Annotated in this window: 17 protein-coding genes and 2 pseudogenes; 1 reads left to right on the top strand and 18 read right to left on the bottom strand. The window is 69.5% G+C overall.

Annotated features, from left to right (window positions below):
* Positions 1-189: 189 nt before the first annotated feature.
* The 10 genes and pseudogenes from QQK26_RS14030 to QQK26_RS13990 all read right to left on the bottom strand — a co-directional run bounded on the left by QQK26_RS14030 (position 190) and on the right by QQK26_RS13990 (position 10,144).
* Positions 190-1,716 carry a YifB family Mg chelatase-like AAA ATPase gene (locus QQK26_RS14030; RefSeq protein WP_284233850.1) on the bottom strand — a complete coding sequence of 509 codons (1,527 nt, stop codon included), beginning with the start codon at positions 1,714-1,716 and terminating at the stop codon, positions 190-192.
* Entirely contained in the window at positions 1,716-2,153 is a 438-nt protein-coding gene (locus QQK26_RS14025) for a YraN family protein (RefSeq protein ID WP_284233849.1), read from the bottom strand. The genes QQK26_RS14030 and QQK26_RS14025 overlap by 1 nt, the downstream gene beginning before the upstream one ends.
* Before the next feature lie 454 nt (positions 2,154-2,607).
* Entirely contained in the window at positions 2,608-3,189 is a 582-nt protein-coding gene (locus tag QQK26_RS16300) for a M20/M25/M40 family metallo-hydrolase (protein WP_348520025.1), read from the bottom strand.
* Positions 3,186-3,929 carry a M20/M25/M40 family metallo-hydrolase gene (locus tag QQK26_RS16295; RefSeq protein WP_348520024.1) on the bottom strand — a complete coding sequence of 248 codons (744 nt, stop codon included), beginning with the start codon at positions 3,927-3,929 and terminating at the stop codon, positions 3,186-3,188. The genes QQK26_RS16300 and QQK26_RS16295 overlap by 4 nt, the downstream gene beginning before the upstream one ends.
* A gap of 72 nt (positions 3,930-4,001) precedes the next feature.
* Positions 4,002-4,325: a DUF2469 family protein gene (locus QQK26_RS14015; RefSeq protein WP_284233847.1), complete on the bottom strand. Its 324-nt coding sequence runs from the start codon at positions 4,323-4,325 to the stop codon at positions 4,002-4,004.
* Between the two features lie 5 nt (positions 4,326-4,330).
* Positions 4,331-5,296 (bottom strand): CPBP family intramembrane glutamic endopeptidase, encoded by a 966-nt coding sequence (locus QQK26_RS14010; RefSeq protein WP_284233846.1) that lies wholly within the window; start codon positions 5,294-5,296, stop codon positions 4,331-4,333.
* Positions 5,297-5,357: 61 nt separating this feature from the next.
* Positions 5,358-6,008: a ribonuclease HII gene (gene rnhB, locus QQK26_RS14005; protein ID WP_284233844.1), complete on the bottom strand. Its 651-nt coding sequence runs from the start codon at positions 6,006-6,008 to the stop codon at positions 5,358-5,360.
* Positions 6,008-6,778, bottom strand: a complete 771-nt coding sequence (gene lepB / locus QQK26_RS14000) for a signal peptidase I (RefSeq protein ID WP_284233842.1) — start codon at positions 6,776-6,778, stop codon at positions 6,008-6,010. Before lepB ends, rnhB begins: the two co-directional genes overlap by 1 nt.
* Positions 6,779-7,016: 238 nt before the next feature.
* Positions 7,017-7,367 (bottom strand): 50S ribosomal protein L19, encoded by a 351-nt coding sequence (gene rplS, locus QQK26_RS13995; RefSeq protein WP_284233840.1) that lies wholly within the window; start codon positions 7,365-7,367, stop codon positions 7,017-7,019.
* A 153-nt stretch (positions 7,368-7,520) separates the two neighbouring features.
* A pseudogene (locus QQK26_RS13990) lies at positions 7,521-10,144 on the bottom strand (Rne/Rng family ribonuclease).
* 495 nt (positions 10,145-10,639) lie between these two features.
* On the opposite strand from QQK26_RS13990, the gene QQK26_RS13985 reads away from it, so the two are divergent.
* Positions 10,640-11,248 carry a vitamin K epoxide reductase family protein gene (locus tag QQK26_RS13985; RefSeq protein ID WP_284233838.1) on the top strand — a complete coding sequence of 203 codons (609 nt, stop codon included), beginning with the start codon at positions 10,640-10,642 and terminating at the stop codon, positions 11,246-11,248.
* Between the two features lie 612 nt (positions 11,249-11,860).
* Here QQK26_RS13985 and QQK26_RS13980 read toward each other — a convergent pair.
* The 8 genes and pseudogenes from QQK26_RS13980 to QQK26_RS13950 form a co-directional block, all read right to left on the bottom strand.
* Positions 11,861-12,619, bottom strand: a complete 759-nt coding sequence (locus tag QQK26_RS13980) for a DsbA family protein (protein ID WP_284233836.1) — start codon at positions 12,617-12,619, stop codon at positions 11,861-11,863.
* A gap of 318 nt (positions 12,620-12,937) precedes the next feature.
* The gene (gene ndk / locus QQK26_RS13975) at positions 12,938-13,354 is read right to left on the bottom strand and encodes a nucleoside-diphosphate kinase (protein WP_284233834.1); all 417 of its coding nucleotides are present in this window, start codon (positions 13,352-13,354) and stop codon (positions 12,938-12,940) included.
* A 28-nt stretch (positions 13,355-13,382) separates the two neighbouring features.
* Positions 13,383-13,820, bottom strand: a complete 438-nt coding sequence (locus QQK26_RS13970) for a DUF4233 domain-containing protein (RefSeq protein ID WP_284233831.1) — start codon at positions 13,818-13,820, stop codon at positions 13,383-13,385.
* The gene (locus QQK26_RS16545) at positions 13,808-14,494 is read right to left on the bottom strand and encodes a glutamate ligase domain-containing protein (protein WP_431308016.1); all 687 of its coding nucleotides are present in this window, start codon (positions 14,492-14,494) and stop codon (positions 13,808-13,810) included. Before QQK26_RS16545 ends, QQK26_RS13970 begins: the two co-directional genes overlap by 13 nt.
* Positions 14,495-14,571: 77 nt before the next feature.
* Positions 14,572-15,114: pseudogene (locus QQK26_RS16540) on the bottom strand (bifunctional folylpolyglutamate synthase/dihydrofolate synthase); the annotation flags it as partial.
* Positions 15,115-15,185: 71 nt separating this feature from the next.
* A complete protein-coding gene (gene ileS, locus QQK26_RS13960; protein WP_284233829.1) occupies positions 15,186-18,368 on the bottom strand; it encodes an isoleucine--tRNA ligase in 3,183 nt (1,060 codons plus the stop codon).
* A gap of 330 nt (positions 18,369-18,698) precedes the next feature.
* Entirely contained in the window at positions 18,699-21,239 is a 2,541-nt protein-coding gene (locus tag QQK26_RS13955) for a DEAD/DEAH box helicase (protein WP_284233827.1), read from the bottom strand.
* Positions 21,236-22,165 (bottom strand): HamA C-terminal domain-containing protein, encoded by a 930-nt coding sequence (locus QQK26_RS13950; RefSeq protein WP_284233825.1) that lies wholly within the window; start codon positions 22,163-22,165, stop codon positions 21,236-21,238. Before QQK26_RS13950 ends, QQK26_RS13955 begins: the two co-directional genes overlap by 4 nt.
* Between the last annotated feature and the right edge of the window lie 70 nt (positions 22,166-22,235).

The following is a 22,235-nucleotide window of genomic DNA, read 5'->3' as shown; positions in this document are numbered from 1 at the left end:
GAGGGTGGGGCGGGGTGCGGTCGGTGCGGCGCGGCCGGGGTCGGGGTCCGCACGGCCGGGGTCGGCGGGGGCGCGGCCCGCGGGGGCGGATGAGCCGGGCGCGCCGGAAGGGCCGGGGTCTGCGGGAGCGGGGGTCGCTGGGTCATTCGTTCCTCATCCGATCGTCGGGGCGGGCATGGGGCCGTGCGTCTACGCGGGGCGGCGCAGCGCGAGGGCGCGGCCGACCGCATCCGCTCCTGGCGCGGATGCGCCGTCGAGGTCGGCGACGGTCCAGGCGACGCGCAGCACGCGGTCGTAGCCGCGCATGGTGAGCAGGCCGCGCTCGAGGGCGCGGTCGAGGTCGGCGGTGGCGGCGCGCGGCAGGCGGCCCTCGCCGCGCAGCCACGAGCCGGGCAGCTCGCTGTTGCGGCTGAAGCCGGAACCCGCGAGGCGTCGCTCGGCGCGCGCCCGGGCGTCGACGACCAGGGCGCGGGCGGCGTCGGTGCCGAGCCCGGGCCGCTCGCGCGACATGCGCAGCTGGGCCGCGGTGATGCGGCGCAGGCGCAGCTGCAGGTCGATGCGGTCGAGCAGCGGTCCCGAGAGGCGACCGAGGTAGCGTCGGCGCAGCGCCGGGCTGCAGGTGCACTCGTCGCCGGGCGCGCCGTAGAGGCCGCAGGGGCACGGGTTCGCGGCGAGCACCAGTTGGAAGCGTCCGGGGAACTCGGCAGTGGCGCGCGCCCGGTGGATGCGGATGCGCCCGGTCTCGAGCGGCTGCCGCAGCGTGTCGAGCACGCTGGCCGGGAACTCGGTCGCCTCGTCGAGGAAGAGCACCCCGCCGGTCGCCCGGGCCGCGGCACCGGGACGCAGCTGACCGCTGCCGCCGCCGATGAGCGCGGGCGCCGTGGCGCTGTGGTGCGGCGCTTCGAAGGGCGGCCTGCGGTCCAATCCGCGGGAGAGGGCGATACCGCTGAGCGACCGCAGTGCGCTCACCTCCAGCGCGGTCGCGGTGTCGAGGTCGGGCAGCAGGCCGGGCAGCCGCGCGGCGAGCATGCTCTTGCCTGCGCCGGGCGGGCCGAGCATGAGCAGATGATGGCCACCAGCCGCCGCGACGAGCAGGGCGTGGACCGCCTCCTCGTTGCCGATCACCTCGGCGAGATCGGTGTCGTCGAGCTCGCGCTGCTCGATCGGCGCTGCGAGCAGCGGCTCCTGATGCTCCGACTCGATCTCGGCACCGTGCCAGATGGCCGCTTCCCGCAAGGACACCACCGGCACGATCCGCACGCCCGGCACGAGCTGCGCCTCCTCGGCGTTGCCTGCCGGCACCATCACCGTCTCGGCCCCGAGCCGCGCGGCCTCGGCCACCGCGGCGAGCACGCCCTCGGTCGGGCGCAGCCGGCCATCGAGACCGAGCTCGCCGAGGTGCACGACCTTCGCCACGGATGCGGGCTCCACCGCTCCCGCCGCGGCGAGCGCCGCCAGCGCGATCGCCAGATCGAAGGCGCTGCCGTGCTTGGGCAAGGAGGCCGGCGAGAGGTTGACGGTGAGCTTGCGGTTCGGCAGCGGGCAGCCGGCGTTGGAGGCCGCGGCGCGGACCCGATCGCGAGCCTCCCCCAGCGCGGCGTCCGGCAGGCCGATGAGCACGAAGCCGGGCAGCTGGGCGCTGAGGTCGGCCTCGACCTCGACGAGGGCTCCGCGCAGCCCGAGCAGGGCCACCGATGTCGTGCGCGCGAGCGCCATCAGCCGATGCCCCGCAGGTGCTCGACGGTGGCGGCGGCACCGCGCGGCGCGATGACCGCGATCGCGTCGATGCGCACGAGCAGGCCCTCGCAGTCGAGCGGATGCGCTTCGCACCACGCCCCGGCCAGCCGCCGCAGGCGTGCGAGCTTCGTGTGCGTGATCGCCTCGAACGGATGGCCCCAGCCCGTGCCGGCGCGGGTCTTGACCTCGGCGACGACGAGCTCGCCGCCGTCGCGGGCCACGATGTCGAGCTCGCCGAGGGGGCAGCGCCAGTTGCGCTCGATCACCGTGCAACCGGCCCGCTCGAGGTGCTGGGCCGCGAGGTTCTCGCCGAGCCTGCCGAGCTCGTGCCGCGGGTCGTTGCGCGGCGCGCTTCCGGCGCGGCCGGTGGGCGCGCGACCGGCGCGTCCGGGGACTGGAGCGGATGGGCTGTTCACGCCTCGAGGCTCGCGCCGGGGGCGGGGCGGCGGGCGTGCATCCGCTCGATCGGTGGGGTGCGGGGTGCGGCTTCGGCGGTGGAGGACGGGTGGGCGTGCCTGCGGTCGCGGCGTGCCTGCGTCCGGGTGACTCAGCATCGAAGCGACGAGTCAGCAGCGGACGCGGTGCTGAGTCGTCGTCTCGACGCTGAGTCGCGGGGCAGGAGCCGTGGCGCCTCGCGCATCCCACTTCGGGATCCGGGGTGCAGGGGGACCAGTTGCATGCGACGCGGGCAGCACGGCAGCGCGCCCAGGCAGGACCTCAGCGCGACTCAGCATCGAAGCGACGAGTCAGAGGCGGGCACCGGGCTGAGACGTCGTCTCGATGCTGAGTCGCGGGGCAGGAGTCACGGTGCCGCGCACCCGCAGGGCGCCCCGCGCACGCGCGCAGGCGGCGGGCCGAGCTGCGCAGCGCCTACGCCCGGCGCAGCAGGCGTGCCAGCACGTCCTCGCCGAAGACGAGCGACTCGAGCGGCACGCGCTCGTCGACGCCGTGGAACATGCGCGGGAACGGGAAGCCCGCCGGCAGACGCAGCGGGATGAAGCCGTAGCCGTCGATGCCGAGCCGGCGCAGCGCCTTGTTGTCGGTGCCGCCGGGCACGAGGTGCGGCAGCACGACGGCGCCCGGGTCGACCTCCTCGATGACGGCCTGCAGCTCGTCCACCAGCCGCCCGGAGAAGGGCGTCTCGAACGCGGGCAGTTCCATGGTCGGGCGCACCTCGATGTCGCCGCCGACCGCCTCGCGCACGGCGGCGATGGCCGCCTCCGCCCGACCGGGGATGTAGCGCAGGTCGACGGTCGCCGTCGCCGTCTCGGGCACCACGTTGTCCTTGTAGCCGCCGCTCACGATCGTGACGTTCGAGACGTCGCGCAGGCCCGCACGGATGCGCACCGCGCTGGGTCCGGCGAGCTCCGCCAGCTCCTCGGGCGTCGCATCCGACGGCATGCCGCCGAGCTCGCGCAGCCGCTCCAGCAGGGCTGCCGTGGTGTCGGTCATGACGAGCGGCCACTCGATCCCCCGACCGCGGTGACCGCGCGGGCGATGCGCAGGTTCGGGTTGTCGATCGCCGGCAGCGAGCCGTGGCCGGCGGTGCCCCGAGCGGTGAGCTCGAGCGTCAGCACGCCCTTCTCGCCGGTGTTCATGAAGTAGGCGCGGCCGCCGGCGATGTCGATGCTGTAGCCGCCGCCCTCGCCGAGCGCCGTGTCGACGCCCGCGAACACCTCGGGGTGCTCCTCGACCAGCCACACCGAGCCGAGGTCGCTGCCCGCCTCCTCGTCGGCGAGGAAGGCGAGCACGATGTCGCGGTCGGGCTGGAACCCCTCCCCCACGAGGCGCCGCACGGCCGCGACGATCATGGCCGCGAAGTCCTTCATGTCGACGGCACCGCGACCCCACAGCATGCCGTCCTCGATGCGGCCGGCGAACGGCGGATGCGTCCAGGCGTGCGGGTCGGCGGGCACGACATCGAGGTGGGCGTGCAGCAGCAGGGCCGGCAGCGCGGGGTCCTTGCCCCGCCAGCGGGCGACGAGGTTCGTGCGGCCGGGCTCGCGCTCGAAGCGCTGCGCCGTGATGCCCACCGCGGCGAGCTCGGCCTCGACGAGGTCGGCGGCGGGTCGCTCGGGTTCGGCGCGGCGGCCGAAGTTCGAGGTGTCGATGCGGATGAGGGCGCGGGCCAGGCGCACGACCTCGGGCAGGTCGTCGTCGGCCGGTTCGGCGCCGATCGGATGCACGGTCATCCGCTCATCCTGGCGCACCGCGCTCCGAAGCGGATGCACGGCCGCGGGCTCCTGCTTTCAGAACAGGACCGACTACTCGTCGAGCGCGAGCTCCTTGGGCAGCTCCAGCTCCTTCGAGCTGAGCTCCTCGACGTTGACGTCCTTGAAGGTGAGCACGCGCACGCTCTTGACGAAGCGGTCGGAACGGTAGACGTCCCAGACCCAGACGTCGCTCATCGTCAGCTCGAAGTAGAAGTCGTGCTCGGTGTCCTTGCGCACGAGCTCCACCTCGTTGGCGAGGTAGAAGCGACGCTCGGTCTCCACCACGTAGCGGAACATGCTGACGACGTCGCGGTATTCGCGGTACAGCGCCACCTCGACCTCGCGGTCGTAGTCTTCGAAATCGTCGTCGTCCATCCGCTTCATCCTACGGCGACGGCGCTGCCCTCCTCGCCCGCCGACAGCGAACGCTTGTCGGGAGCGGAGGATGGGGCGGCTGTGGAGGAGCGCAGCGGCTCGTTCCAGCGCAGGCCGTGCCGCCGCGAGACCCAGACGCACAACCCGAGCGTCACGCCGAAGACCAGCGGCAGGTCGATGAGCAGCCAGAACGGATCGATCGGACCCTGCTGCAGCGACGATGGGCTGGTGGGCGCGAAGGCGAACAGCACCATGTTGTTCGCGGTATGCAGCAGGATCGCCAGCTCGAGCCCTCCGGTCTTCCAGACCAGGACCCCGGTGGCCAGCGCGAAGGCTCCGATCCCCACCTGGCCGGCCCAGTCGTAGCCGTGGCCGAGCACGAAGAGCGGCACCGGCAGCAGGATGCCCCAGGCGGGCGAGCGCAGCCAGGTGCCGAGCAGCTGCTGCGGCAGGCCGCGGAACACGTACTCCTCGGCGGCGCACTGCAGCGGGCCGAGCAGCAGCACGATCGCGGCGATGATCAGCAGCCGGGCGTCGAGGGGCGGCCAGGCGAAGTCCTCCGGCGGCGAGATGAGCCGCCACCCGGCGAGCACGACGACGTAGACCGGCACCACCACGACGGCGGCGCGCAGCATGAGGTCCCAGCGGAACCGCCCGGCCACCGAGTGGATGGTGCCGCGTCGGCGTCCGCCCCAGCGCACGCCGAGCAGCACCGCCGGCAGCATCATCGCCAGCGGCCCGAGCATCATCAGCCAGTCGAGCGGGTTCAGCGGGTCGTCGAACCACGCGCTGGGGTTCGGCATGCCGGGGAGCAGCGCCCAGACCACCGAGGCGACCAGCAGCAGACCGAGCATGGCGGCGTAGAGGCCGAGGGCGACGCCGAGCGTGCTCAGCGGGGTCCACCAGCGCGCGCTGCGCCGATGCAGTCGCGCCAGGCGGTGGTACGGCACGGCGGTCTCGATGAGCATCATGGGAGCAGCCTGCCGCCGGTGGGGCGCGACGCGCATCCGACCTCGGTATCGACCGGATGCGTCAGAACAGGCCGGGCTGCTTGATCCAGCTGCGGCGGTGCAGCTCGGTGGCGCCGAGCTCGGCGATTGCCGCCATGTGCGCGGGGCTGCCGTAGCCCTTGTTGCCGTCCCAGCCGTAGCCGGGATGCGCGCCGTGCGCGGTCGCCATGATCGCGTCGCGGTGCACCTTGGCGACGACGCTGGCGGCCGCGACGGAGGCGCAGTCGCGGTCGGCCTTCACCCGCGTGACGACGGTGAGCGGCGAGGCGAGGTGCGGGCTGAGCCAATCGTGGTGGCCGTCGAGCAGCACGGTGCTGGCCGCCACGTCGGCGCCCAGCTCGTGGAGCCCGGTGAGCGCGCGCTTCGCAGCGAGCGCGAGGCAGTGCGTGATGCCGTGCTCGTCGACCTCGGCGGGGCTCGCGAGGCCGACGGCCGAGAAGGGCGCCCAGGCGCGGGTGAGCGGTTCGAGCAGCTCGCGCTTGGCCTGGCTGAGCATCTTGCTGTCGCGCAGTCCGACCGGCATCGGGCCGCAGTCCGGTGCGAGCAGACTGGCGCCTACTGCGACCGGCCCGGCCATCGCGCCGCGACCGACCTCGTCCATGCCGATGACGGCGGGGGCGCCCGCGGCCCAGAGCTGCCGCTCGACCTCGAGGGTGGGGTCGGCGACGGCCATCAGTCGGAGGAGTCCGAGCGCGGCACGACCGCGAAGGTCTCGGGGTGGTCGTCGAGCCAGCCGAAGCGGTCGAACGGGAAGGTGATCAGGATGGCGCGGCCCACGACGTCGTCCATCGGCACGAATCCGCCGGTGGCGTCGTCCATGTGCGCGCGCGAGTCCGCGGAGTTCTCGCGGTTGTCGCCCATCACCCAGATCGAGTCGTCGGGCACGGTGACCGAGAACTCGCTCGGGATCATCCCGCCCCCGGGCGAGGCGCCCGCGGAGGGGTTCTTGAGGTACGGCTCGTCGATGGGCACCCCGTTGACGATGAGGCGGCCCTGCTCGTCGCAGCACTCGACCGTGTCGCCGGGCAGTCCGATGACCCGCTTGATGAGGTGTTCGTCGCTGTCGGGCGCGGGCGCGAGGCCGATGAACGAGAGCACGGTCTCGACGCCGTCGAGCAGCGGGCCCTGCGAGATGCGCGGCTGGCCCGGCAGCCAGTCGTCGGGGTCCTTGAACACGACCACGTCGCCGTGGCTGATCGCGAAGAAGCGCGGCTCGAGCTGGTTGACGATGATGCGGTCGTTGACCTGCAGCGTGTTCTCCATCGATCCGGAGGGGATGAAGAACGAGCGCACCAGGAACGTCTTGATGAGGAACGAGATCAGCAGCGCCGCGACGACGATGACCGCGATGTCGCGCAGGAACATCCCCACGCCCTTGTTGCGGCGCCGTCGATCCGTGTCGAGGCGGGACCGCCGCGCGTGCTCGTCGTTCTCGGTCGTCATGCCTCCGCCGTTCGTCGGTTCAGTCTAGGGCGCAGGTGCCGGGCGGCGGCGTGCGCGGCGCGCGCGGGCGCTGGGGATTCGATGCGAGCGGATGCGCGGATGGACGGCCGCCCGCATCCGCTCATCGGGGCTGTGCGCATCCGCTCGTCGGGCCGTGCGCATCCGCTCGGCCGCGTCCCGCCGTTAACGACGGAACGCCCGGCCGATGTCGGTCGGGCGCCCCTTGGAGAGCGGATGCTTACGCGTCGCGCTTCTCCTTGATCTTCGCCTTCTTGCCGCGCAGCTCGCGCAGGTAGTAGAGCTTGGCGCGACGCACGTCACCGCGGGTGACGAGCTCGATCTTGTCGATGATCGGGGAGTGCACGGGGAAGGTGCGCTCGACGCCGACCTGGAAGCTGACCTTGCGGACCGTGAAGGTCTCGCGGACCGAGTCGCCCGAGCGGCCGATGACGACGCCCTGGAAGACCTGCACACGGGAGCGGCTGCCCTCGATGATGTTGACGTGCACCTTGACGGTGTCGCCGGCGCGGAAGGCCGGGACGTCGGTGCGGAGGCTGGCAGCGTCGACGGCTGCGAGGCGGTTGCTCATGATGTTCGCTCTCTGTCACCGCGCGCAGGTCGATGACGGGGTAAGAAAGGGGAGGTGTTCGTGCCCGTGATCGCGGACCCCCTGCGGCAGGGTCGTGCGAGGCACAAGCGCTCATTCTGCCATAACCGCGATCGGCGCGGCAACGGCGGGACGTCAACCCTCGGTGGAGTCCTCGCGGACCGGGGCCGAGGTGACGCCGTTGGAGGAGGCGCGGCGCGAGCGCGAGCGGCCCTGGCCGGGCTGCTTGGGCTCGGGCAGCGCGTCGAGCACGGAGCCGAGCAGGTCGTCGGCGGCCTTGCCTGTGACGCGCTTGCTGCGGCTCTCGGCGCGGGCCACCGGGATGTCGAGGATCGCCACAGCGGCCTCGGCCGCCTGCTCGATGCGCGGCTCGAAGACGACCTTGGCCGGCTGCTCGGGCTGCCCCGCCTTGGCGGGCGCGGCCTCGTCGTGCGGGATGGTGCTCGCGGCGATCTGGGCGAGGGCGCTCTTCACGTCCTCGGTGATCGCGTGCGTGCCGTTGTGCCCGTTGCCGTTACCGCCGCCGTTGCCCTGCGAGGAGGGCTGGCCGTTCGCGGCCGCGCCCTTCTTGCCGCGACGGCTCGAGCGCGACGACTGCTGCTGTCCGCCGTCGTTCGACCGGCTGCCGCCTCCGCTGCCGCCGTTGCCGCCGCCGCCGGCCGCGCCCTGGTCGGTGAACGACTCGGCCAGACCGAGACCGATCTTCTTGCGGGTCATCTGCACGAGGCCCAGGCTCGTGACCTCGGCGACCTGATGCTTCGTGCGGTCGCGGCTGAGGCACTCGATCATGCGGCGCAGCACGAGGTCGCGGTTGCTCTCGAGCACCATGTCGATGAAGTCGACCACGATGATGCCGCCGATGTCGCGCAGGCGCAGCTGGCGCACGATCTCCTCGGCGGCCTCGAGGTTGTTCTTCGTCACCGTCTCCTCGAGGTTGCCGCCGCTGCCGACGAACTTGCCCGTGTTGACGTCGACGACGGTCATCGCCTCGGTGCGGTCGATCACCAGCGAGCCGCCCGAGGGCAGCCAGACCTTGCGGTCCAGCGCCTTCTGGATCTGCTCCTGGATGCGGAACTCGCTGAAGACGTCCGCATCCCCGTGTACTGCTCGACACGGTCGAGCAGGTCGGGAGCCACCGCGGAGAGGTACTGCTCGATCGTGCGGTGCGCGTCGGCGCCGGCGATGATCAGCTTCTGGAAGTCCTCGTTGAAGACGTCGCGGATGATCTTGGTGAGCAGGTCGGGCTCGGCGTGCAGCACCGCGGGGGCGTTGCCGGAGGCGACCTTCTTCTGGATGTCCTCCCACTGCGCCTTGAGGCGGGTGACGTCGCGGGTCAGCTGCTCCTCGGTGGCGCCCTCGGCGGCGGTGCGCACGATCACGCCGGCGCTCTCGGGCAGCACCTCCTTGAGGATCTTCTTGAGGCGCGCGCGCTCCGTGTCGGGCAGCTTGCGGCTGATGCCGTTCATCGAGCCGCCCGGCACGTAGACGAGGTAGCGGCCCGGCAGGCTCACCTGGCTGGTCAGGCGGGCGCCCTTGTGGCCGACCGGGTCCTTCGTGACCTGCACGAGCACGCGGTCGCCGCTCTTGAGCGCGAGCTCGATGCGGCGCGGCTGGTTCTTGGTGTCGCTCTCGGCCTGCGCGGCCTCCCAGTCGACCTCGCCCGAGTAGAGCACGGCGTTGCGGCCCCGGCCGATGTCGACGAAGGCGGCCTCCATCGACGGCAGCACGTTCTGCACGCGGCCGAGGTAGACGTTGCCCTGCAGCGACACGTTCTGGTTCTTGGTGACGTAGTGCTCGGCGAGCACCTTGTCCTCGAGCACCGCGATCTCGATGCGGTCGCCCTGGGCGCGCACGACCATCTGGCGGTCGACGGCCTCGCGACGGGCGAGGAACTCGCTCTCCGTCACGACCGTGCGGCGGCGGCCCGCGTCGCGGCCGTCGCGGCGGCGCTGCTTCTTCGCCTCGAGGCGAGTCGAGCCCTTGATGCGCTGCGGCTCGGTGATGGGCTCGGGCGCGGGGCGCGGCTGGCGCACCTTGGTGACGGTGTTGGGGTCGTTCTGCTGCTGGCCAGAGTCCTCGCCGCTGCGGCGGCGGTTGCGGCGGCGCACGTTCGAGGTCGAGCCCTCGCGGTCGTCGTCCTCCTGGTCGCGCACGTCGATGCGCTCGCCGCGGCCCGGTGCCGGGCGCAGCAGGTGCGCGGGGATGTCGGGGGCGTGGAAGAGGAGGGAGGTGGTCGACTCCGCCTTGAGGACGACGGGCTGCTTCGCGGGCTGCTCGGCGGCGGCCTCGGGCTCGGCGGGCGTCTCCGCAGCGGGCTGCTCGGCGGCGGGCTGCTCGGCGGCGGGCTGCTCGGCGGCGGGCTGCTGGGCGGCGGGCTGCTGGGCGGCGGGCTGCTCGGCGGCGGCCTTCGGGGTGCGCGAGCCGCGGCGGTTGCGCGCCGCGGGAGCCTGCTCGGCGGACGCGTCGTCGGCGGCGGCCGGCGCATCCGCTGCTGCTGCGGGGTCCGCGGTGCTCGCGGCGGCCGACTCGGCCTGCTCGACGAGGTCGGGCTGGGACTGCTTCGCCGTGGCGCGGCGCGGGGCCGTGCGCTTGCGGGCGGGCGCGGACTGCTGCTCGGGAGCGGGCTCGGGGGCCTGCTCGCCGGCCGGCCGCTGCTCGTCGGCCGGCTGCTGCTCGGGGGCCGGCTGCTGCTCGGGGGCCTGCTCCGCTGGCGCCTCCTGGGCAGTGGGCTGCTGCTCGGACGCGGCCTGTTCGGGCACCTGCTGCTCGGGTGCGACGACTGCGGGCTCGGTCTCCGGGGCGACCGCCTGAGGGGCCGCCTCAGGGGTGACGACCGCGCTGGTCGCGCGGCGGCGCGAGCCGAAGAGGCCCCTGCGCTTGCGTGCCGTTCCGTCGTCGTTGCTGTTCGTGTTCTGCGTGTTCTCCACCATCGCTGGCGTGCTCCTCGCCGGTTCGGGGCAACCGCGCCGCCCCTCCGGGTGCTCTCCAGGGACCTCGCTCGCGAGATCCGCTCGATGAAACTCTGTCTTCGCGACCGGCGCTCGGCTCTGGTCGCAGCGCCCTCTCACGACGCCTCGGAACTGGCTATCCGACTCCGCTGCGACGATCCCCGTCGCAGACCTGGCCCGGACGCTGCCCGGTAAGCCCTCATTGGCGTCATCCGAACGCGGCTCGGACGACAGCCCCCAGTATCGCACGCGCCGACGCGCCGTGCGCCGCATGACGCACAGGCGGCGGGTGGCAGGATCGTGCGCGTGAGCACCCTGCACCCCGCCAAGCGCCCCGTCGGCATCGCCCTGCTGCTCATCGTCGGCGGCGTGCTCGGGTGGATCGCAGCCCTCGACCTCTCCATCGAGAAGGTGCGGGTGCTGGCGGATCCGACCTACATCCCGAGCTGCAGCATCAACCCGCTCGTCGACTGCGGCGTCTCGATGGGCAGCGCGCAGGGGGCCCTGTTCGGGTTCCCGAACCCCTTCCTCGGGGTCGCCGCCTTCGTCGCCCCGATCGTCGTCGGCATGGCCCTGCTGGCCGGCGCGCGCTTCCAGCGCTGGTTCTGGATGCTCTTCACCGGCGGCCTGCTGCTCGGCTGGGTCTTCGTCACCTGGCTGCAGACGCAGGCGATCTTCGTGCTCGGTTCGCTCTGCCCGTGGTGCATGCTCGTCTGGCTCGTGCAGATCCCGCTGTTCTGGACCACGCTCACCTGGGGCGCCTCCTCCGGCGCGCTGCCCGCCCCGGCCGGCGTGCGCCGAGCGCTCAAGGCCGCGGGGCCGTACCTCTGGCTGGTGCCGGCGGTCAACATCCTGCTCGTGATCGTCGCGATCCTCGTGCAGTTCCCGACCCTGCCGGGGCTGCTGCTGGGGTGAGCTCGCGGCGCGTCGCGTAGGGCGGCGTCGGCTCGCTTCGCGGCCGTTCGAACGACATCAGCTCTGATCCGTTCCGATCCCGAATGACGGAGTTCCGAGCTTCCAGCGCGTGTCGTTGCCCGTACGAGCTGCGCGGGTCGCATCCGCTCCGTCATTCGGGATCGAGGGCGGCGGTCGGGGCTGCATCCGCTCGGTGTCGCATCCTCTCCCTCCGCGGCCGCGCTGACCTGCACCTGCACTGGGGCGGAAGCGCTCCGCCCGCCTGTCCCGAATGACGGAGTTTCGGGCCTTCAGCGCGGGAGCGAGCCCGCCCTGCTTGGGCGGGTCGCATCCGCTCCGTCATTCGGGATCGAGGGCGGCGGTCGGGGCTGCATCCGCTCGGCCCCTGCTTGCGAGCCTGCGAGCCTGCGAGCCTGCGAGCTTGCGAGCTTGCGAGCCGAGGGCAGCAGCTCGAGGTGAACGACGGACGGTGCATGTCGGACGCTGCGGAGCTGCAGCCGCCGCTGAAGGTCGCATGCGGAACGCCGCGCCGTGATGCAGACGAGCGGATGCGGACGACCTGGACGAACGGATGCGAACCGTCAGCGGTCGGCCGCAGAGACGTCGTGCCCGTCAGGCCGCGGGGGCGAGGTGCTTGTCGAGGGCCGCGGCGAAGGCGTCGGGGTCGTCGAGCGGGCCGGTGTACTGCTCGCCGTCGATGAGCACGGTCGGCGCGGCGAGCACCGGCGAGCCGAGGCCGTCGATGGCCTGGGTGCGGGCGCGGCGCGTGGTGTCGCGGACCCAGTGGTCGAACTCGCCGTCGCCGATGCAGGAGGCGACCTGGCGAGTCGGCGGGGCGCCCGAGTCGGTGGCGAGCGCGGTGAGCTGCTCGGCGTCGAGGTGCTGGCCGGCGTGCTCCAGCAGGTCGCGGTGATAGGCGAGGTAGGCGTTCGGCGCGAGGTCGGCGACGCAGGCCGCAGCGTTGCCGGCGACGACCGAGTCGGCGCCGAGCCAGCCCAGCGGATGGATCTCGAGCACGATCGCCCCCTCATCCGCGAGGTCGGCGAGCAGGGCGCCGTTCACGTCGTCGAACCGGGCGCAGTGCACGCAGCGGTAGTCGACGTAGACGCGCACGTCGACCGCGCCGTCGGCGGCGGTCAGCTGCATGGCGGGTTCCCCGGCCGCCAGCGCCTTGGTGGGCACGGCGTGCAGATCGGCGCCGATGCGGATGCCGTCGGCGCCCATGTTGCGGGGCCCGTCGGCCGGAGCCGTCATCGCCGCGACGAGGACCGCCACGGCCACCACGACGAGCAGCGCGGCTCCCGCACCGCCGACGATGCGCCGGGAGCGGATGCGCTCGGGCGCGCTGACGCCGCGGGGTTCGACGGGCATGGGGCTCTTCCTTCTCACCGCTCGGGTGCGGCGCCGGGGTCGGGGTCGGAGGGAGTCTAGGAACGCGTTCTGGGAGCGTGCTGCCGTTCACCTCCGAGATGCTCGACACGCGTCGCCCGCGCACTCGTCGAGGGTCGCGCCGCAGGTCGGGGCCATCCGTTGGGGCGTTCGAGCGACGTCGGGGCGTGCGGGCGCATGCCCCAGCGTCGCCGAAGCGCCCCAATGCGAAGCGGGTGAGCGCGAGGGCGAGCGGATGCGCTCTCCCCCGCGCACGGGGAAGGCCCGGCCCCGAGGGGCCGGGCCTTCGTGGAGGGTCGCTCAGGCGAACCAGAGGGCGAGCTCGCGCTCGGCCGACTCGGCGGAGTCGGAGCCGTGCACGAGGTTCTTCTGCACCTTCTCGCCCCAGTCGCGGCCGAGGTCGCCGCGGATGGTGCCGGCGGCGGCGATGGTCGGGTCGCTGACGCCGGCCATCGCGCGGAAGCCCTCGATGACGCGGTTGCCGGCAACGCGCGCGGCGACGACCGGGCCCGAGAGCATGAACTCGACGAGCGGCTCGAAGAACGGCTTGCCCTCGTGCTCGGCGTAGTGCTCGGCGAGCAGCGCGCGCTCCGGCTGCACGAGCTTGAGGTCGACGAGCGTGTAGCCCTTGGCCTCGATGCGGCGCAGGATCTCGCCGGTGAGGTTGCGGGCGACGCCGTCGGGCTTGATCAGGACGAGGGTCTCTTCGACCGACATGGGTGCTCCTCTTTCGAAGGGGATGGACTCAGGCGAGCTTCGCGTTGCGGCGGTCGATGCGGGTGCCCATGATCACGGCGTAGAGCCAGAACGCGAGGAACCCGGCACCCACCAGGAACAGGATGGGCTCGAGCAGCCCCGACAGTACCGCGACGACCTGAAGCGAACCGCTCAGCGCGACGGCCCACGTGTACCGGGCGCGTGCCGCGGCGACGAGGGCGAGCAGGATGAAGACGCCGCCGCCCACGTAGGCGGTGACCGGGTCGACGGCGCGCAGCCCGGCGAGGCCGATCGCGACGAGGAACGCCACGAAGATCTCGCAGCCCATCACGATCGACACGAGGCTCTCGCGCAGTCCGCGGCGGCGCTTGAGGCGCATCCGCTGTCCCTGCGCGTTCACGATGTCGCCGTTCTCGTCGTAGGAGAGGCCCTCGGGCAGCGGCTCCTGCGAGGTCACAGCGCCCATCCGCTCTGCTTCGCCGCCGTCAGCACCTCGCCCAGCAGCGTGATCGAGCCGGTGACGAGCACGCCGCGGCCGGAGCCCTCATCCGCCCACTCGCGGGCCAGCTCCACGGCCTCGACCGGGTCGCTCACCGCGATGACGCGGTCGGGGTCGGTGGCCTGCTCGGCGCGCTCGGCGAGGTCCTCGGTCTCGACCGCGCGGTCGGAACCGGATGCGGTCACGTAGAATCGGGTGGCGATGGTCGCCAGCGGGGCGAGGATGCCGTCCACGTCCTTGTCGCCGAGGATGCCGACGACGACCGCGATCTCCTCGAAGTTGAAGTTCGCGCGCACCGCCTCGACGAGCGCGGCGGCGCCGTGCGGGTTGTGGGCGGCGTCGATGAGCACGCTCGGCTCGATGCCGAGCAGCTGCATGCGTCCGGGCGAGGTGGCTTCGCCGAGGCCCTGCGCGAGCAGGTCGGCGTCGAGCGCCACGCTGCCGTCGCCGAGGAACGACTCGACCGCGGCGATCGCGAGCGCGGCGTTGTGCGCCTGGTGCTCGCCGTAGAGGGGCAGGAAGACCTCGTCGTAGGTGCCGGCGCGGCCCTGCACGGTGATGAGCTGACCGCCGACGCCGGGCACGGTGCGCTGCAGCCCGAAGTCCTCCCCCGCGGCGTGGATCGTCGCGCCGTGACGCACGGCGGCCTCGACGAGGGGGCGGCCGCATCCGCTCGCTGCTGCGCGGTGACGACGATCGCGCCGTCCTTGATGATGCCGCTCTTGGTGCGGGCGATCTCCTCGACGGTGGAGCCGAGGCGCTTCGTGTGGTCGAGGTCGATGGGGGTGAAGACCGCCACGGCGCCGTCGGCGACGTTGGTGCTGTCCCACTCCCCGCCCATGCCGGCCTCGATCACGGCCACGTCGACGGGCGCGTCGGCGAAGATCGCGAAGCTCAGCACGGTGAGCGCCTCGAAGAAGGTGAGCGCGGGCTCGCCCGCGGCGGTCAGCTCGGCGTCGACCATCTCGATGAAGGGCTTGACGTCGTCCCAGCCGTCGGCGAAGCGCTGGTCGTCGACAGGTTCGCCGTCGATGACGATGCGCTCGTTGACGCGCTCGAGGTGCGGGCTCGTCACGAGGCCGGTGCGCAGGCCGGTGGCCCGCAGGATCGACTCGATGATGCGGCTCGTCGAGGTCTTGCCGTTGGTGCCGGCGACGTGGATCACCGGGTAGGCGCGGTGCGGGTCGCCGAGCAGCTCCACGACCTTGCGCGTCGCGTCGAGCCGCGGCTGCGGGTTCGCCTCGCCGAGACGCGCGAGCATCTCCTGGTACGCCGCATCCGCTCGCTCGCGGGCCTCGTCGGCCTCGAACAGGTCCTCTGCCGTCAGGTCGCTCATGCCTTCACCACTCCGATCACGACGCTGCTGCCGTCGCCCACGGGCACGCCGCCGAGGGCCACGCCGATGGAGACGTCCACTGCCAGTGTCTCCCCCGCGATGAGCTCCCGGTGACGCTCGATGGCCGCGCGCCCGTCGTCATCGGAGCCGAGGGAGAGACGGATGCGGTCGCTCACGTCGAGATCCGCCTCCTTGCGCGCCTGCTGCACGGCACGGATGACGTCGCGGGCCAGGCCCTCCGCCTCCAGCTCGGGCGTGGTGGCGGTGTCGAGCAGCACGAAGCCGCCCGACGACAGGAACCCGATCGCCGCGGCCGGGTCGGACGCCGCGAGGTCGAGCTCGTACTCGTGCGGCTCGAGCGCGATGCCGCCGGCGACGACCTGGCCGCCATCGGCGGACCAGTCGCCGGTCTTGGAGGCCTTGATGGCCTCCTGCACCTGCTTACCGATGCGCGGGCCGGCGGCGCGCGCGTTGACGCGCAGGGTGCGGGTGATGCCGAAGCGCTCCAGGCTGTCCTCCTCGAGGGCCTCGAGCACGACCTGCTTGACGTTGAGCTCGTCGCGGATGATCGCGGCGAACGGCTCCAACGCGGCCGGGTCGGCGGTCACGACGGTGAGCGTCGCGAGCGGCAGGCGCACGCGACGGCTGGTCGCCTTGCGCAGCGCCAGGCCGGAGGAGGCGACCTCGCGCACGCCGTCCATCGCGGTCACGAGCGCATCGTCGGCCGGGAAGCCGGAGACGTCCGGCCAGTCGGCGAGGTGCACAGAGCGTCCACCGGTGAGGTGCTTCCAGAGGTGCTCGCTGACGAGCGGCGCGAGCGGCGCGGCGGCGCGCAGCACGGTCTCGAGCACCGTGTAGAGGGTGTCGACCGCGTCCTGGTCGCCCTCCCAGAAGCGGTCGCGGCTGCGGCGCACGTACCAGTTGGTGAGCACGTCGGCGAAGTCGCGCAGCCGAGCGGATGCGGTGGTGCTGTCGAGCGACTCGAGGTCGCTTGCCAGCGCCTCGACCATGCTGCGGGTCTTGGCCAGCAGGTAGCGGTCGAGCACATCCGCCGATCCTGTCGTGATGGAGCCCGTCTTGCCGGCCGCATTGGCGTAGAGGGTGAAGAAGTAGGTGGTGCTCCAGATGGGGAGGAGGAACTGGCGCACGCCCTCGCGGATGCCCTCCTCGGTGACCACCAGGTTGCCGCCGCGGATGACGGGGCTCGACATGAGGAACCAGCGCATCGCATCCGAGCCGTCGCGGTCGAAGACCTCGCTGACGTCGGGGTAGTTGCGCAACGACTTGGACATCTTCTGGCCGTCGCTGCCGAGCACGATGCCGTGGCTGATGACGTTGCTGAACGCCGGGCGGTCGAAGAGCGCGGTGGCGAGCACGTGCATCACGTAGAACCAGCCGCGGGTCTGGCCGATGTACTCCACGATGAAGTCGGCGGGGTTGTGCTGCTCGAAGAACTCGGCGTTCTCGAACGGGTAGTGCACCTGCGCGAAGGGCATCGAGCCGCTGTCGAACCACACGTCGAAGACGTCCTCGATGCGGCGCATCGTGGAGCGCCCGGTGGGGTCGTCGGGGTTCGGACGCGTGAGGTCGTCGATGTAGGGACGGTGCAGGTTCGGCTGCCCGTCGGCGCCGAGCGGCAGCCGGCCGAAGTCGCGCTCGAGGTCGGCGAGGGAACCGTAGACGTCGACGCGCGGGTACTCGGGGTCGTCGCTCTTCCACACCGGGATCGGCGAGCCCCAGTAGCGGTTGCGCGAGATCGACCAGTCGCGGGCGTTCTCGACCCACTTGCCGAACTGGCCGTGCTTGACGTTCTCGGGCACCCAGGTGATCTGCTCGTTGAGCTCCACCATGCGGTCCTTGAACTCCGTCACACGGACGAACCAGCTCGAGACGGCCTTGTAGATGAGCGGATTGCGGCAGCGCCAGCAGTGCGGGTAGCTGTGCTCGTAGCTGGCCTGGCGCAGCAGGCGCCCGTGCTCCTTGAGGGCCTTCGTGATCGGCTTGTTCGCATCCGACCACAGCTGACCGGCGAAGTCGGGCACGTTCGGCAGGAAGAGCCCGCCGTCGTCGAGGCTGATGATGGTGGGGATGCCGGCGGCCTCGCTGAGCTTCTGGTCCTCCTCACCGTAGGCGGGGGCCTGGTGCACGATGCCGGTGCCGTCGCTGGTGGTGACGTAGTCGGCCACGAGGATGCGCCAGGCGTTCTCGGTGCGGTAGGTCTCGACGTCGGCGTAGTAGTCGAAGAGGCGCTCGTACTCGATGCCTTCCAGGTCCGCGCCGATGACCGTCTTGGTGACCGCCGCCTTGGCCTCGTCGGCACTGGCGTAGCCGAGCTCCTTGGCGTAGTTGCCGAGCAGATTCTCCGCGATCAGGAAGCTGCCCTCGAGCACCGCGCTCTCCCCCGCCGGCACGACGGCGTAAGTGATCTCGGGTCCGACCGCGAGGGCGAGGTTGGTGGGCAGGGTCCAGGGCGTGGTCGTCCAGGCGAGAGCCTGCACTCCGGCCAGGCCCAGCGCATCCGCTCGCTCGCCGCGCAGCGGGAAGGTGACGGTGACGGTCTGGTCCTGACGCATCTTGTAGACGTCGTCGTCCATGCGCAGCTCGTGGTTGCTGAGCGGGGTCTGGTCGCGCCAGCAGTAGGGAAGGACGCGGTAGCCCTCGTAGGCGAGGCCCTTGTCGTGCAGGGTCTTGAAGGCCCACAGGACGGACTCCATGAAGGTGATGTCGAGGGTCTTGTAGTCGTTGTCGAAGTCGACCCAGCGCGCCTGGCGGGTGACGTACTCCTGCCACTCCTGCGTGTACGCCAGGACGGACTCCTGCGCCTTGGCGTTGAACGCCTCGACGCCCATGGCCTCGATCTCGCTCTTCTCGGTGATGCCGAGCTGCTTCATGGCCTCGAGCTCGGCGGGCAGCCCGTGGGTGTCCCACCCGAAGCGCCGGTGCACCTGCTTGCCGCGCATGGTCTGGAACCGCGGGAACAGGTCCTTGGCGTAGCCGGTGAGCAGGTGCCCGTAGTGCGGCAGGCCGTTGGCGAAGGGCGGCCCGTCGTAGAACACCCACTCGGCGCAGCCCTCCCGCTGCTCGACGGACGCCTGGAAGGTGCCGTCGCCCTTCCAGAACGCGAGGATGCCCTGCTCGACCTCGGGGAGGTTCGGGGACGCGGGGATGCTGGGGTACATCGGTGGCTGCTCCTGGGTTGTTCGCCCTGGTCCGTCCGGCTGCTCGTGCCGGCGCTCTCCGTTGCGAGGACGCCGCCCGGACGTCGTCCGGGTGGCGCGGTACCACCTCGCTTACCTCGTCCCTTGCGTTACGAGGCCGCTCTCCCTGCGGCTGTGACGGGCCTGGCCCGTTCGGGTCTACTGGGGGCTCATACCGCGCTGCCCGGTGAAGGGACGAGCGGATGGGACCTGTTCTTCCGAAGACTCCCCGGTGATGGCCGGATCTGTGTCGTTGGGGTCGATTGTACGCGTCAGTTCACCAGGCCCGCAGCGTCACGGGCCTGTCGCTCGTTAGCTAAGCCCTACATGCCGAAGAAGTATGCGCCCCAACTCGTCTTCGATCAGCGACGGCAGCCCAAGCGCGGAAAGGTCGCGCGACAGCAGCCATTCGACACATTCCTGTGGATTCAAACCATCATCGACGATGTACTCAGAAAGAACGACGGCACTAGTTCTACTTACTCCAATGCTCATCATCGACAACTCGGTTACGCGGGAGACGCCCAGTTCCATCATCATGGAAATATCTGGAATCTCTTCATCGGGACTCACCGGGGGCCAGATTGAGGTGACGACATCCGAGTAACAGGCCAGGTAACGTGGTCCCATGAAGCGCGCGTAGGTCTCAACATCAGCCAGGACATCACGGATTACTGCCGGCAGCTTATAGTCCTTTCCCGTCCTATTCAGCCATGAGATACGACTGGCGATGAGCATCGAAAGCGGTCGTCCCCGCATCCAATCCGTGAACAAGAGCGCGAGCCCGTAGTGTCGAGCTTCATTGTCCGTGAAATCGCCACCCAGGAACGCATCGATGTAGCCCAGCGCGGTGATGATCTGCGGCAACGACTCTTCGGATTCGGGCGCGGCAAGCGCGAAGTGCTCTACAGGCCTTCCAGAGGACTGGAGGGCGTCGCTCAATCGCTGTATTGAAAGCGGGCTGATGTCAGCATGCTTTCTCAAGATCTCTTGGTGAACTGAAACGCTGGAGAGCGCGCTCGACGTCGCTTCCTCAAGCCGTCGACGCACCGATTCGTCAACGCGCAACCACGGCAAGTTTTCTAGCTCAACATCCGACCAATACGCACTCGCAAGGATAGCGAAGAGGCCCTCGAGCTCGGGATCAGCCTTCGAAGTCGCTACCGGAGTTCCAGCTAGGACATACTCAACCAGGTCATCGTGCTCTCGCGTCAACCGGTCAGTTGCGCGGGTTATCTCTTGACGAGTTCGCCGCAATGGGACGAACTCCCAGGCGTCTTTATCGGCATCCACACAGATAATGTTTCCTTGGAACTCCACTCCCCATCGGCCAGCTCTGCCAGCGAGGTTCCAGAAGTCCGCGGGTGACATCGGGTTACCTTGCCCTTTCCTCGGCGCACGGACGAACAGGTTCTGGCAGGGCAAGTTCACTCCCTCAAGGAGCGTCGAAGTGCAGACCAGGAAATGAATCTCGCCATTTTTGAACAGGGACGCAATCTCCTCTCGCACGATGAGAGGCATGTTCCCGTAATGGAACGCGACTCCGCGGCGCAAGTATTGCCCGAGCAAATACTTCGGATGAATGGTCTTCTGGACCAGCTCGATTAGCGCGTCTATGCGACCGCCCGAGGAGATGTCGCTGCTGGGACCAAGCGCGTCGTAGACCTGACCGGCGTATTTTTCGGCCTCCGCTGCACCGTTCGCGTAGATCACGTTCCCCGGATGTTCACGACCGAGAGCCACTGCCACTAATGGCAAGCGCTTACTTTCAGGTATTGGCCTCGCGGGGAGCGCAAAAGTACCTAACTTATGTGTTTCGCCATCCATGACTATGTCGAGCGTCCAGTCCTGGCGCTTGCGCGGTATCTGGTTCGCATGAAGGAGTGTCTGATTGACCGTCACCGTCTCGCTCAGGAGCGAACTCGAGGTTCCATCTCCGAGCGACACCAGTGTCTCTGGGTTCTCCGTCAGCGGACTCGCGAATATTAGCTGCGGATTGCCCCGAACTGTTACTTGGTCGATCACTCTCTGAAGCAGGATTCCACGCCGACCATCGCCTAGTTTCTGCGCCTCGTCGATGAAAACGACATCAAAAGTCCGCTCTCTGTCTTGATTGAGAATCAGATGGAGACGCTCTTGAGTTACGACATACACCTCTTTTGCGCTTTGGCCAACCCGCGCGTCCCATGGGAGCGTGAGAACCTCTGCGACACCAGCCAGCACCTCTCGGAGTTCGGCGGAGACTTCATCGATCAATGCACGCGTGGGGACCACATAGGCGGCGGAGAAGTTGCTCGACATGGACGCGCGATGTTTTATCCACATCTTCACGATGTGGGACTTCCCAGCGGCGGTCGGGGCCGAAACGCTAACCCTCATATCGCGCGATGCGGCGTCCCAAAACTGACGCTGAAACGGATTAACCGGCATCGCTTCGCTTCCGAAGCCTACAGTCATCTCGAGGCGTGATCTTGCGAGGTCTAGGCCAAGTGGATCGATTTGGCCGCTGCGGAGGTCCTCGTCAATGAGTCCACGTTTGATGGCGAGCCCAACAGCCCTCGAGTTTCCCAAACGTCGAAGTAGATAAGTGGACGCCCGGCGCAGTTCCGTCGATGTGTTCCTATCTTGCAGACAGCCCTGCACGATGCGTATCGCCCCGCTCTGTAGCGCCTCCGGAGCATCCATGGAAACAAGGCTGGCCGCAAATAGAGCCCTGGCCCAGTCAGGCGGTTCCACTCTGGGAGCAACAAGAGCGGAATCGAAAAAGTTGACTGTCGTTAGAATAGTCGACTGGCGAACACCAGCTGCGAAAGCTTCGAGACGCCCGACCTCATCCCAGTATTCGGAGCTCATGAAGCATGACCGAGCTTCTCGTTGAACGCGTCACGAAGCCGCTGCGCAGAAGGAAGAGGCACGCAGAAGAACTCAATTTCGAAGTTTGAGATTTTGCGATTTTTGACTCGCGTTTGGACACCGGCAGCCCACGCGTCGACTTGCGAGCTAACCTCTTCCAGAAGAGTTTCACCGTCGGGTTCGAATGGATCGACATGAGAATCATGACTGAATCCAACTAAGCAAGCACCGCGGATTTCCAGGTCAAGGCGCTCAGGCTCGTCATCCGTAAAATACTTCACGAGACGCAACGAAATCTCACGCTCGCCCGCGTCTAGGTTGTCGCGAACGAGCAAGAAGTCCTTACGAGCCGGGCCAAATCCATCATCGAGAAGGAAAGGCGCAATACTTTTGAAGCAAGCCGACATCGCTGCTGGTGCATCCTCGTAAAGTTTCGACTCACCCCAGTAAACGGCCACCTTGCCATCGTCAGTCCAGCCAGCGTGGACGCCGTCTACGCCGTGAATCGGCATCTCGGGACTAGTCTTGAGGTCCATTTTGCAGAGGATCTGAGGCAGCTTCAGTTCTGCCTCTAGTAGGAAAAAGAGCAACAACTCGCCTCCTTCACCTGACTTTGTGGAATTCAGGAAAAGTGTCCGAGCCTCTTCTTGGAGCATCGAAAGATGCGCGTTGCCACCTTCCTGACGGTCCAAGAATTGAGCTTCAAGGATTCGTGAACGCGGAATACAGAAGTCGATGATGCGAGCGTAGAGGTGGTTGGCCAGAGCTTTAGTTCGGTCACGCCCATTGGCGTCGAAGGCGAGCCAATGGACTCGGAATCGCACACGCGTATCGAGCACCTGCTGTTCGCCGAGCAAGTGGAAATACGAACGAACTTGCTTTTCGAGTCCTCGCGCCAACGCTTCGGACTCAACTGATGTGCTCACTGAAGACTGACCCCCGCCATGCCGGAAGAATAACCGCAGGGTGAACGGAACGCTGCCCCTCAAACGGGGA

This window comes from Arenivirga flava (assembly GCF_030161575.1).
In the GTDB taxonomy this organism is placed as follows: Bacteria; Actinomycetota; Actinomycetes; order Actinomycetales; family Microbacteriaceae; genus Arenivirga; species Arenivirga flava.
Note: the sequence above shows the minus strand (reverse complement) of the source record. Positions and strands in the feature narration are given on the sequence as shown.